Consider the following 11,989-nt stretch of genomic DNA (forward strand, 5'->3'; position numbering starts at 1 on the left):
AGAGTGCAAAAGCGGACAGGAAAAATGGCTAACCTGGTAAGTGGAGGAGGCATGAAGGCAGGAACTGCCGGAGGCACGTTGCTGAGTGTCCTGGTGAATATCAGCTCTGGGGATATCCTCCACACCTGTGTATTAGCTGCTGTTGGAGCGGTAGTGAGCTTTACCGTGTCCATTCTACTAAAGGTGTTATTCCAACGGTTCAAAAGAAAACATCCACCTCCGAAGGGGATGTGATTCCCGCAAGTCGGGAAAGTTTGTGTTCCTCTCAATGAAAAGGCCTCCTCGTGGGGCCTTTTTTCATTCCAGGAGTATCTGAAACATGATAGCCCTCTTGACCTGTTTCACGAGCTCCACCTGCTTTTGCAGGATCTTTGCTTTCTTCTCAAAGTCCTGAAGGAGTGCCAATGACTTTAGGTACTTCCTATGGTCTTTCAAGGCCTTTTTCTGCCCTGCCAGCAATACCGCCCTGGCATCACCTATCCTGATGAATGGGACAACAGAACCGGTCAGGTATGGCGTGAACGCCTGTGCCTGCCAAAGACCGTAAGAGAGCCAGAAATAAAAGTTCCGTGCCTCCTCCGATTCTGTGGTGATGGCGAAGCAATTGGGACAAGGGGTTTCGAGCGGCTTTCCCGCATTCATTCCTTTGGAAAGAATGAAGAAATGAGGCTTAGAGCTGGTGGAGTTTTTTCGATAAGTTTTGATCTGAAAAGTGTGCATAGTATGAGCATTTAAAGTTTTGCTCGCTGCGCTTCGCACACATTTCAAAAGAGAAAAGAAAAAAGGGAAAAAAAGAAAAGAGAAAGCCTTTGGTCAGGTGGGCATGGACAGGGCAGTCAAGGTTTTTTGGAAAAATACTACCCGTAGGGTGGAGATTTTTTCAAAAACCCGTAGGGCTTGACCTTGACGGTCCTGATTAGGGTTGGCCTTGTGGGGCCCGCCTAACTTAGCTGCACTCTTTGTTTTGTTTTCTTTCCGGAGAGGTCACTTCGATTCAAAAGAAATCACGGATAACATTCAACTGCAAACGAGAATGTGGTTTGGAACGATAGTGCGGCAGGAACCCCACGCAGGAAAAAACAGCCTTGAGCTAAAACGGCTGGACGGAGGCTGTGGAGCGCAGCGTAATGGACGAACGGCCAAGCCAGCCGTAGAGAGGAACGATCGGAGGCTTGCGAGCCGCCTGCGAGTGGAGCAAGGGGGCTAGACCGGAAAGCAGTGAGGTACGAACTGCGGGGGCTTGCTATGTGTGAAGTGAAATGCAGGGCTTTTGTAATTTTATCCTCCACAAAAGCCCGGAATGAAACGGAACTACACAAGGGCTGGCGTGATTTTTTGCTTTGAGCATCGGGAAAGGTATAAGCTATTGCCTGTGTGCAAGGATACCGTTGGGTTGTTGCAAAAAGCATGACAGTCCCGCAGCCCGCAGCGACCCGCAGGCGAGCAAAAACACTGGCAGCCGGTGGATTTTTAGCTATGCCACAAAGGGACGACTGGCAGGGCTAAAAAGACAGAGTAGGCTGCCGTGAGGATGACAACCGAGATGCAAGCAGCATGACAGGCTCGGAGCTTCAGCGGAGACCTGTAAGGCAACACAGCTTATTTTTTGACCTTAAGAAAATAGACCCTTTCAAAAAATAGGCTGTGGTGGCCTGGCATGATGCTATGCCGAGGGCGGAAGACGAACACCGCTTTTCCTGCGTGGGGTCAGGGTTGGAAAAAAGCAAGTGTGGCACGGTATGGAATGGAGCGAAGCGGAATGCAATAGCGGGCTACTCTTGCTGTGCGGTGCTGGAAGCTTGTGAGTGCAGCGCAGCGGAATGAGCAGGCTGGAGGCACAGGAGTGTGGGGAGGGACTATCTTCAGTAAGGGATTGACCTTAATTCGCTTCTCTTTGAAGGAGATCATGATGTATGTTAGACATCACTCAGTAATTCCGCTTTACACTTTCTTAAAAAGTACTTGAATTGAAGTAAATCAGATTGGCTTCTGACATCATTATTGAAAGTAGAAGGCTTACCATAAATCAAGGATTCAAAAGTGATTAATACTTTGTTCGTGCCAAGGCCATCGTAAAGGTTTATAAGCCCATCAAATACTTGGTCTCCCATCATGATGAAAACTCCATGGATATTCAGGCTTATGGCGTGTTCAAAACTCATTATTTCTGATTCTGATAATTTCTCAGAAATTAGACCTCTATCTAACAGCCTTTTTACGAATTTCTTTCTAGCCTGATAGGCATTAAATTTTTCTTGATCAAAGGTATACTCGTTAATCTGGACTGTAACTTTTTCCAAATCGAGAAATTTGCACAAAGCCATTCTGTGCTGACCGGTGGTAGTAAAATAAAGAGAGCCAAACTTTGAAACCGTTCTGGATTCGTTGTAATCACTTTGGGCGTGCTCGATCAACTCTTCATGAGTCATGTTTGAATGACGAATATCCTTAAACCTTTTCAAATTATTCAGTAAGTCAATCCAGGTAATATCACTCCCATCGTTATAAGCATAGGCGTATTGAATGCCTTTTATATCTAGCGGACTAATGATTCCTCTGTAAGTCTTTGTTGAATTCCGAGAATAGAACCTATAGTTCTCAATTTCATTTATTCTGAGAACCTTTTCAGTATGCCACTTTTTAGGCTGAATTGGGCATCTTTTTTTCAGCCAATCAAGGTTGCTCTGCTTACTCTCCACCATAGATTTCATCAAATGTTGAATAGTTCTTAAAGCCTTTCCCGCTGTTGATCCTGCCTTGTTTTGTGTTGTCTATGCGATACTGAAGGAAGGAACAAAGAGCCTCAAACTGGGCTTCTGGGACTTGGTAGGCACTGGCTTTAAATTCCTTTTTGATGATGCCCCAAATGGCAGCATAGTTCATTTTGGATTTACCAACATCTCCTTCCTTGTATTCGTTATAGCGATCAATCAGATGCTTCACATAGTTTTTCAATTCCGCTTTTTTACCTATGGCACCATCTGCGAATTCCATTTTCGGTTTACTTCGGGATTTATAAACAATGGTCTGTGCACTGATCGAATTGGCTACCGTGGAGTTGGATATATTGCCTTTGATGTTGATGGTATTTGATGATTTTGCACTGGATTTGCCTTTGGCTTTAATCATAAGATAGGTCTTGATTTGTTTGACCTCCTCCTCACTAATATCACCTTTAGTAATCTTGGAATGGCAAATCGGGCAAAGCATCAAAAGGTTGTCAGGGGAATTGTTTTCGGGAATTTCGTCAATATGATGAATCTCAAAATGATCTACATTCTGATCATCACAGATTGGGCACTGGGAGTTAATCTCTTGTTGCAAGAGAGATTTCGTTTTTTGGGGTATGGATTTGCGAGCTTTGGCCATGATCTAACTTTGCTTCAGTAGTTGGTACAATTGCTGGTTGATGAAAATATTCTCTTTCCCGATAGGTTCGAGTTTTAGGATTCCAATGGATTCCAAAGTCTTTAAGTACCTGGAAGCTGCTTTTCTTTCTACGCCCAACCCATTGGAGATATATTCTATTTTGGTGTATGGGTGGACAAATAATTGCTCGATCAAATCCTTGGAATAGATTTTAGGGGCTTCATTTTTTACCTTTTCCTGTATCTCATTGAAGATGCTGTTGATCCCATGGATCTGGGAAATGGCCTTTGTCGCAGTATCCTCAATTGCCTTGAGCATAAACAATATCCAACCTTCCCAATTGTCTTTAGTCCTCACCTCTTGTAGCAATTTGTAGTAAGCTCCTTTGTGGCCTATAATGTAGCCACTGAGGTAAAGCATGGGTATTTCCAACAGATTGTGAAGGATGAGGTAAAGCACGTTGATGATCCTTCCCGTCCGGCCATTTCCATCATAGAATGGGTGGATGCTTTCGAACTGGTAATGTTGTATAGCCATCCTGATCAGAGGTGACATTCCATCGGGTTCATCATTGATAAAGTCTTCCAGATTTTTCATCAGTCTGACGATTATTTCCTTATCATCTGGCGGTGTATAAATTGTTTTCCCTGTCAGATCATTTTTCAAGGAAGTACCTGGTAGCTGCCTGATCCCAGCCTCGTTCTCTTCCAGTATAGCCTGAATGCGTGCAATACCATTAGTATTCAGGAAGCCTTTCTTTTTGATCTCTTCAAAGCCATAGAGCAGGGCTTCCCTGTACCGTAGGACTTCTTTTGTCGATGGGTCAATTGTCATTGACTTGGCCGCCAAAGCCTGGTAGAGCTTGTCATGTGTAGTAATAATATTCTCCACCTCTGAACTGGCCTGTGCTTCTTTGAGTACAATGGCATTGATCAAAATACCCTGATTGGGTAGTGTTCTTGCCAATCCCTTCAGCTCAGCAAGGGCAACCGCTGCTTTACTCTCCTGTTTGAGGATTTCGATAGTCTCCACTTTTTCCACCGGAGGAGGTAAAAGAGGCAAATCATTGAAAGGCTGTGAGGGATCAATATTCTTCATTCCTATAATTACGTGAGACAAAAATACGAAAATTGGGACATGAAACAAGTTATATGTACCATGATGGGACATGAGACAAAAACCTTAAGAATAGGACATGAAAACCTGCACATGTACCACGAAGGGACACGTCATATCCTTTTGTCCTTGGCCTCCTTCTCAAAAGCTATTACATTCATCATCTCCCTCATCCTTGATCTTACCCGATTGCCATAGCAGCTTTCAATCTCACTGGCGGAAAGATTGGTGGTGGCATGAGTAAGCATGTGTTGGCCAATGAACATATCGTAGCGGCTCAAAAGGATCTCTGCCATTACATTGGTTTCGTTTCCATAATATTTGATATTGGACTCCACTCCCAGGTCATCGAAGCAATACGCTTTTGGGGTTAGCTCTCCGCTTGTTTGCTGGAAGGCTGCTTTGGAGTATTTGTTGATAACTGGATAGCCGTCCTGGATGAATTCCAGGGTGATGTCACGAGCGGATTTGATGATGTACTGTTCTTTGGGTGCAAGCATGAAGCGAAGCAGGGTCATCAGGGAGGTTTTGCCACAACCGACCAGACCAGTCAGCAAGATGCCCTTGTGGAGGTCAATGCCGTGCTTTTCAGCATTGGGTTTGTCCTGATAGAAGTAGACCAAAAGTTTGAATATAATCAAGTGGTCTTCCTTCCATATCTGGAATTTAGGACTGATGTATTCTTTGCCTGCTTTCTCCAGGAATTCAAGGCATTTGTCGAATTGGATGATGTTGCTTTGAACACCCTCCGCCCTTTGGGCATCCCGATATTCATGCGGGACAGGCTCTCCCTCAAGGGAGGATTTAGAGCGGCTCGCCATAGTCCTTGCCGGTTCCTGAGTGGAGGTTTCCGGGTTTAGGACCTGACTGATGGTTTCGCTGATCTTTCGCATAGGTATTGAATTTTTGTGCGTTCAGCATCCAGTTGCGGGCTGCTGCTTTCCAGTCTTTCATCTTGGAGCGACCACCTACCAACCAGCCATTGCTCTGGAAGTAGTTATAGAACTTCTCAGCCTCCACGGGCGGATAGCCTTTTTCATCAAAGTAGATTTTCACATGGGCTTCCAGAGGCGGAATGTCCGGGCCATAGCCGGTCACTCTTTCTCTTTTAGCGGAACTTTTCTCTTTCTTCATTTCCTCAGCATTTGAACCTCTATCAAAATTTTTGGCTCGCTCAACCAAGTTTGTTTCGTTTTCATTGTTTAAAGAGTTTGTATTGTTTGTATAAGGTCTCACTGCTATTTCACCTCCATTATCAGCACCTGTATCACTACCTTTATCAAAACTGTACAGGTAAATGAGGCTGCCCCGGTGCGGATTGTAGGAAGGTTCGTAGCGGATATAGCCATATTGATCTAGTTCCTTCAGGCACTTGGTGTAGGTGTTCACTGAACCAATTTTTGACAACCTCATCAGCTCGTCCCTGGACACGGATATCGGGTTCTTGAAAAAGTTGAGGTTCCACCGCCTGAACAAGGCCATATACAAACTGATATGGTAGGGCGTGAGCCTGGTATCTGCATCCATCTGCTGGAACACTGCGGAAAGGTGCCTGATGTAGTTCATGCCCGGCCATGTGCTTTACCTCAAGCGGTTCTGAAACTTGTTGGACTGGAGCATCGCCTGAATGTCCGCATAGTCATAATAAATCACACCTCCTATTTTGGTAAAAGGCAATGTGCCGTTTACTCTGAGGTTCTGCAGCGTGCCGGGTGAAATGCCCAGGAGCTTGCGGACTTCATAGGATTTCAGCCATTTCTTGGTAGGCTGGCCGGAATGTTCTTTAAGTAGCCTTTTGAGGTCTTCCAGGAGTTCGATCTTGAACTCACGGAGGTCATCTGTGGTAATAACTTCTGTTGCCATTTCTTAACAAATGTTGATTGAACAGCGAAGGTGTTACCGTTTGGTGGGTTTTATTCACAAGTCAAACCGAAGTTGGGAAAGATTTTTTGTTATTTCTCATCAGCTTCATCCATCCTTCGGGTCAGACTCTCCCTTAGAGAATCCAGAAATTTAGTGCGTCCGGTCTTGCGGATGCGGATTTCGAGAAATGTGCGGTGATATTGGCCCACCTCGATACCGAAGGTATCTTCAAAAAATGCTGCGATTTCTTTTAGATCGGCAATGCCGTTGTTAAATACTCCACGGGCTTGTAAGGCATACATCAACTCGATTAAAGCTACTTTAGAATCTGTCCATGTTAGTTTCCCCTTCGGTTCACCTTGTGATCTTCCATTGCTTAAATCTCTCATATCCAGTTTGTTCAATTCATCTTCCAAATAGACATTGAGCAGGTCATTGGCCAGGATGTTGGAAACCTTAAAATCATGGCTAGTTGAGAAGTTTGGGTCAGTTTCAAAGAAGAAAGAATCAAGCGTTAACCTTATGTCCTGTTTGCCCCTGACAAAGTATTTGTGATCCAGGTAATTGCTGTGAGTACGGTAATAGCGATAAAATTCCAGATTGTTGTCAAAATATCGTTTCAGTTTGTCCAGTTCATTCTGATAGTATTTGCGTCTTACTTTGATACCTCCATTGGGCTTGTTGGTTTCAATGTTGAACACACTAAGGTGATAGATGAGCTTACTGACGAATTTCGGTTTGATCTCTTTGAAAAAAAGAATTTCACTGGCTTGAGAATCTACAGGGCTTTTAGTTAAGTCATCCCGCAACTGGTTAATGGCAATCAGTACCATTTGAAAGCTCAGCTCTGATTTTTTGAGGAGGTTATCTTCCTCCAGATCGATCATTCTAAGTTTGTCCTCTAAATCTTCATATTGTTGGTTATAATTTTCAGGCATTTAAAAAGTGAGTTTATTGATTCCATAGCATGTTCTAAGTTAATTTTGCTGTATCCTTACTGCATTTAAAATAGCCAATAATGCCACACCTACATCAGCAAAGACCGCTTCCCACATGGTGGCCAGGCCTCCGGCACCCAAGGCAAGGACTATGACTTTTACACCGAAAGCCAGGCCGATATTTTGCCAGACTATCCGTTTAGTCTGTTTACCTATTTGAATAGCAGTAGCAATTTTAGAGGGCTGGTCGGTTTGGATGACCACATCGGCTGTCTCGATGGCGGCATCACTGCCCAGACCACCCATTGCCATGCCTACATCGGCCAGAGCAAGGACGGGAGCATCGTTGATACCATCCCCCACAAATGCGATGACACGGCTGGTATCCTTTTTCAGTTCTTCTAACTTTTCCACCTTTTGCTCTGGCAGCAGATCGCCATAGGCTTTATCTATCCCGAGTGATTTTGCGACTTGTTGGGTCACTGCATTCTTGTCTCCAGACAGCATGATCAGTTCCCGAACTCCTGATTTGTGTAATGCACTGATTGCCTGGACAGCATCCTCTTTGAGTTCATCGGCTATCACCAGGTAACCGGCATATTTTTGGTCCACTGCTACATGAATGACCGTATTGACCTCTCCGGCAGCATCAGCACAGGCAACAATCCCATCCTTATCCATCAGTTTTTGATTGCCGATCAGCACATCCTTACCATTTACTTTTCCTTTCAGGCCATGCCCGGCTATTTCTTCTTGTTGCTCGGGTTCTGAAATTTCTTTGCCCTGCTTTTTAGTATATTCTGTAATGGCTTTTGCGATGGGGTGGGTGGATTTGCTTTCCATAGCTGCCGCCAGGCTGAGCCAATCGCTCGTGATGCCGTCCATGGTCACAGCTTTCTGAACTTCAAACACACCCTTGGTAAGCGTACCTGTTTTGTCCATCACCACGGTGTTTACCCTGGTCATGAGGTCAAGAAAGTTGGAACCTTTGAACAATATGCCTTTGCGGGAGGCTGCTCCAATCCCTCCGAAATAACCAAGAGGAATAGAAATGACCAACGCACAGGGACATGAGATCACCAGGAAGATCAATGCCCGGTATAGCCAGTCTTCAAACACATAGTTTTCTACAAAAAAGAAAGGTAGGAAGGTCAATCCCACTGCCAGAAAGGTAACAATGGGTGTGTAAACTCGTGCAAACTTACGGATGAACTGTTCGGTTTTTGCCTTTCGGGCGGTGGCGTTCTGCACCAACTCCAGGATGCGGGCCAGCGAACTTTCGTTGAACCGCCTGGTCACTTTTAGTTCAATCAGCCTGTCGAGGTTCACCATCCCAGCCAGCACATTTTCTCCTTTGTTGTAAGTGGCAGGTTTGCTTTCACCCGTCAGTGCGGAGGTGTTAAAGCTGCTTTTTTCACTGATCATTTCCCCATCGAGCGGTACTTTTTCTCCGGGTTTTACTTGTATGGTTTCCCCAATTTGTACTTCCTCCGGGTGTACGGACACCATTTGCCCGTTTCGCTGCACGGAGGCCGAATCGGGGCGTATATCCAGCAGGGCTTTGATGTTGCGTTTAGCCCTGTTCACTGCTGCATCCTGAAACAACTCCCCAATAGCATAGAAAAGCATCACCGCCACCGCCTCGGGATATTCGCCTATGGCAAAAGCCCCCAAAGTGGCTATGCCCATGAGGAAAAATTCAGTGAACACATCACCTTTCAGTATGGACATCCAGCCTTTGACCAATACCGGCCAACCGACAGGCAAATAGGCCAGCACATACCAGCCTATGCGGATCCATCCCTGGAAAAATGCAGGCTGTCCCCATTGGTCAACGGCTATTCCTGCAAGCAGCATGACAAGGCTTACAATACCACTTCCCCAGGTTTGCAGGAAAGTGGATGAGGTTTTTTCCTTCTGCTTTTTTGGTTTGTCCGGATGCTGGTCGGTGCTGCAGCAAGCTTTGTTGTCTATATTGTTTGTATTGGTCATACGCTTGTCAGTTTTTAATGTGTGAAAAAGGAAATGATGCCCGTGATAATGAGGATGCACCCCGAAACCAGCCCGGTATTATGCTCCAGCCTGTGCCAGTTGAAACGGTGCAGGCCTTTCTGGGCGAGGTACACCCAAAAGGTGATCCCTAACACGGAAACGATGGTGTAGAGCAAGCCCACGGTCAGGATCATCGGCCATCCATGAGTCCCTGCCATCAGAAAGTAGGCTTCAATTTCCAGGCAGGGGGAAAGAAACATCATAAATACCAGCAAGGTCACTACTTGTGTTGCTCCGGCCTGGTCCAGCTTTTGCTTTTCATTGAAGTGAAAATGATGGTGTCTGTGGTGTTGGATGATGAAATAGAACCCTATGGCAATGAGCAAAGCAGGAATGACCCAACGGGTGTAACTGTTAAGCGTTTCTGCCAGTGAAAGGCTGAATAAGCCCAGAAACACGCCCAACAGAAAGGTACTCAGCGAATGAGCCAGAGCTGCCATAGCCGCAATGCGAACCGTCTTGCTACCTTGCCAGCCAAACCGTTCTTTCAGTGCCAGCACAAGCAACCAATGGCTGGGGATCAGACCGTGCAGGAGACTGAGCATGATGGTACCGGTGAGTAAGGTGGTCATGTTCGGCTTGGGTTAAATCTAGAATTCTATCTCGTTTTCGATAAATGCTTTTGCTCCACCGGGCCCTGATAGTTCAAGCCAGATAGGAGATCTTGGCCCGGCAACCGTAAGACTGAAAGTGAAAAAGTCACAGCAAAGCCGTTCGGTTTTGATGAAGTCGCTGATTAGGTCCAGCGTTTGATCCGAGCCATCAAACCTGTACCTGAACCCGTTGACAAGTTCCTGTTTTTCTAATACCATCTCTTTTAAGGAAGCTATCACAGTAGCTTTTCTTAACCTCAGCTCCAGAGTAGTGAGCTTGCAAGTGATTTTGTTTTCGTCCATAGTGATTGCTTTAAGAAGTTCGTGGGGCATACATGATTATGAGTATTGAATCTCATCTTGTTAAGTACCTACCTGAAAATACGTGTAAACACAATGCACAGTAATTGCAATTTTCATCCTGCACACTTCCCGCAAACTCCCTTTACCACCAAGTTGGCTTCTTCGCCTTTGAACTTATCTGGCAGGTCAATTTCCGGGATTTTGTACTTGGGCAAACAGAAGGTTTCGCTGCACACCCGGCAATGGAAATGCACATGCAAGTCCCTCTCAATATTGCATTCACAGCCTTCTTCACAAAGCGCATACTTTGGCGCTCCGGTACCGTCATCAATGCTGTGTACCAGTCCGTTTTCCTGAAAGGTTTTCAGGGTACGGAACAGGGTAACCCTGTCCGATTTTTCAAAGGCTTTTTCCAGGTCGGAAAGGCTGATGGCAGCCTCCTGACCGGACAGGGCTTCCAACACCAACAGCCGCATGGCTGTTGGTCGGATATCCTTTTGCTTGAGTTTATTTTCAAGTTCTTTGATCACCATTGTTGGCTCTTTTAATGCCCATGTCCACCGCCTTCTTCTTCAGTATTTTTGGCCTTCGCCAAGAGCGTAAAGGCACCTTTGGTGACCAGTTCAATGGCACTCAAATCCTGCGCTGAATCAGCCAGCGAAATCTGAGTATAAGCATCCTCGGTATAGCCTTTGATGACTTCCAGCATTTCAAAATTGTGCATGGTTTCATCGTTTTCTGATTTTTCGCCTGCGTATGCAAAAACATAGTGCTTGCCCCCGAACCGCACAATGGATTCCTCCGGAACAGCCCAGACTTCATTGCTATCAGTTTCCACTTTGGCCGCCACATACATACCTGGTTTCAAATCTTCATACATTTGTTTCAAATGTCCGTGTACAGTTACCGAACGGTCTTCCCTGACTCCACTGCCCACCAGGAATACTTCGGCCTCACGCCATTCATCGGGTGAATTTGCAAGGGCAAAACGGATGCGCTGACCTTCATTGACCCGTGGAATGTCGTTTTCATAAACGGTGAGTTCCACGTGCAGGTCTTCCGAGTTGGTAATGTCCATGATCACGTCCTGTGGGTTGATGTATTTGCCCACATTGGTGAACACCTCACGAACAGCGCCTGTTACCGGAGAATAGATGTTGACGGACGCAGAAACGGTACCTTCTTTGATCTTGGGGATGCTGAAACCGATTAATTTCAGCCTTTCCTCCATGCTTTTGATACGGGCTTCATTGGCCAGGAAGTCACTTTTTGCCTGTTGAAAGGATTTGCCGGAGGCTACCTTTTCATCAAACAATTCCTTTTGTCGGTCATATTCCGCTTTCAGAAACTCCTGGTTGGCCAGGCTTTCCAAATAGTCCTGTTGAAATTGAATGAACTCCGGGTTTTCAATCACCACCAACAACTGCCCTTTTTTCACCTTTGTGCCGGGCAGCATCTCAGTATATTTCACAAAGCCTCCATAGGGCATATTGATAGAAACATTGCTTTGCGGAGGCACGTCAATAACTCCATTGACCCGAAGTTCTGAGCCAATAACCCGCTGTTCCACGTTTCCTATTTTGATACCTGCCTGCTCAAATTGCGCCTGCGACAGTTCCACTGTATTTTCACCTTCTTCGTGATGTTCTTCTGTGGCCTCCTCATTTTTTGATCCACAAGATGTTATAGCCATTCCTAAGAGAAGGGCCATCGAAATTTTACTAATGTATTTGAATGTATTTTTCATTGTTGATT

The 11,989-nt window shown here is 45.5% G+C and carries 15 protein-coding genes; 2 read left to right on the forward strand and 13 right to left on the reverse strand.

Annotation, left to right across the window (positions count from 1 at the left end; all coding sequences use genetic code 11):
* Window positions 1-24: 24 nt before the first annotated feature.
* Window positions 25-234: a hypothetical protein gene (locus tag B3O12_RS00810; RefSeq protein WP_286754948.1), complete on the forward strand. Its 210-nt coding sequence runs from the start codon at window positions 25-27 to the stop codon at window positions 232-234.
* Window positions 235-297: 63 nt separating this feature from the next.
* On the opposite strand, the gene B3O12_RS00815 is transcribed toward B3O12_RS00810, so the two are convergent.
* Window positions 298-720 (reverse strand): DUF6943 family protein, encoded by a 423-nt coding sequence (locus B3O12_RS00815; protein ID WP_286754949.1) that lies wholly within the window; start codon window positions 718-720, stop codon window positions 298-300.
* Between the two features lie 313 nt (window positions 721-1,033).
* Here B3O12_RS00815 and B3O12_RS00820 point away from each other — a divergent pair, with 313 nt between their 5' ends.
* Window positions 1,034-1,207, forward strand: coding sequence for a hypothetical protein (locus B3O12_RS00820; protein ID WP_286743766.1), 174 nt, complete (start codon window positions 1,034-1,036; stop codon window positions 1,205-1,207).
* Window positions 1,208-1,916: 709 nt separating this feature from the next.
* Here the strand turns inward: B3O12_RS00820 and B3O12_RS00825 are convergent.
* The 12 genes from B3O12_RS00825 to B3O12_RS00880 all read right to left on the reverse strand — a co-directional run bounded on the left by B3O12_RS00825 (window position 1,917) and on the right by B3O12_RS00880 (window position 11,981).
* Window positions 1,917-2,711 (reverse strand): hypothetical protein, encoded by a 795-nt coding sequence (locus tag B3O12_RS00825; RefSeq protein ID WP_286754950.1) that lies wholly within the window; start codon window positions 2,709-2,711, stop codon window positions 1,917-1,919.
* A complete protein-coding gene (locus B3O12_RS00830; RefSeq protein WP_286754951.1) occupies window positions 2,689-3,369 on the reverse strand; it encodes an HNH endonuclease signature motif containing protein in 681 nt (226 codons plus the stop codon). Before B3O12_RS00830 ends, B3O12_RS00825 begins: the two co-directional genes overlap by 23 nt.
* A 3-nt stretch (window positions 3,370-3,372) precedes the next feature.
* The gene (locus tag B3O12_RS00835) at window positions 3,373-4,467 is read right to left on the reverse strand and encodes a Fic family protein (RefSeq protein ID WP_286754952.1); all 1,095 of its coding nucleotides are present in this window, start codon (window positions 4,465-4,467) and stop codon (window positions 3,373-3,375) included.
* Window positions 4,468-4,598: 131 nt separating this feature from the next.
* Window positions 4,599-5,378, reverse strand: coding sequence for an ATPase (locus B3O12_RS00840; protein ID WP_286754953.1), 780 nt, complete (start codon window positions 5,376-5,378; stop codon window positions 4,599-4,601).
* Window positions 5,290-6,051, reverse strand: a complete 762-nt coding sequence (locus B3O12_RS00845) for a hypothetical protein (protein ID WP_286754954.1) — start codon at window positions 6,049-6,051, stop codon at window positions 5,290-5,292. The genes B3O12_RS00840 and B3O12_RS00845 overlap by 89 nt, the downstream gene beginning before the upstream one ends.
* 15 nt (window positions 6,052-6,066) lie before the next feature.
* Window positions 6,067-6,348, reverse strand: coding sequence for a helix-turn-helix domain-containing protein (locus tag B3O12_RS00850; RefSeq protein ID WP_286754955.1), 282 nt, complete (start codon window positions 6,346-6,348; stop codon window positions 6,067-6,069).
* Between the two features lie 89 nt (window positions 6,349-6,437).
* Window positions 6,438-7,286, reverse strand: coding sequence for an RteC domain-containing protein (locus B3O12_RS00855; protein WP_286754956.1), 849 nt, complete (start codon window positions 7,284-7,286; stop codon window positions 6,438-6,440).
* A 39-nt stretch (window positions 7,287-7,325) separates the two neighbouring features.
* Window positions 7,326-9,278: a heavy metal translocating P-type ATPase gene (locus B3O12_RS00860; protein WP_286754957.1), complete on the reverse strand. Its 1,953-nt coding sequence runs from the start codon at window positions 9,276-9,278 to the stop codon at window positions 7,326-7,328.
* Between the two features lie 14 nt (window positions 9,279-9,292).
* Window positions 9,293-9,910, reverse strand: a complete 618-nt coding sequence (locus B3O12_RS00865) for a hypothetical protein (protein WP_286754958.1) — start codon at window positions 9,908-9,910, stop codon at window positions 9,293-9,295.
* Window positions 9,911-9,928: 18 nt separating this feature from the next.
* Window positions 9,929-10,234, reverse strand: coding sequence for a hypothetical protein (locus B3O12_RS00870; protein WP_144606382.1), 306 nt, complete (start codon window positions 10,232-10,234; stop codon window positions 9,929-9,931).
* 113 nt (window positions 10,235-10,347) lie between these two features.
* Entirely contained in the window at window positions 10,348-10,767 is a 420-nt protein-coding gene (locus B3O12_RS00875; protein WP_414706536.1) for a Fur family transcriptional regulator, read from the reverse strand.
* Window positions 10,768-10,778: 11 nt separating this feature from the next.
* Window positions 10,779-11,981 (reverse strand): efflux RND transporter periplasmic adaptor subunit, encoded by a 1,203-nt coding sequence (locus B3O12_RS00880; RefSeq protein WP_286754959.1) that lies wholly within the window; start codon window positions 11,979-11,981, stop codon window positions 10,779-10,781.
* Between the last annotated feature and the right edge of the window lie 8 nt (window positions 11,982-11,989).

The organism is Roseivirga sp. UBA838 (assembly GCF_002296035.1).
In the GTDB taxonomy this organism is placed as follows: domain Bacteria; phylum Bacteroidota; class Bacteroidia; order Cytophagales; family Cyclobacteriaceae; genus Roseivirga; species Roseivirga thermotolerans.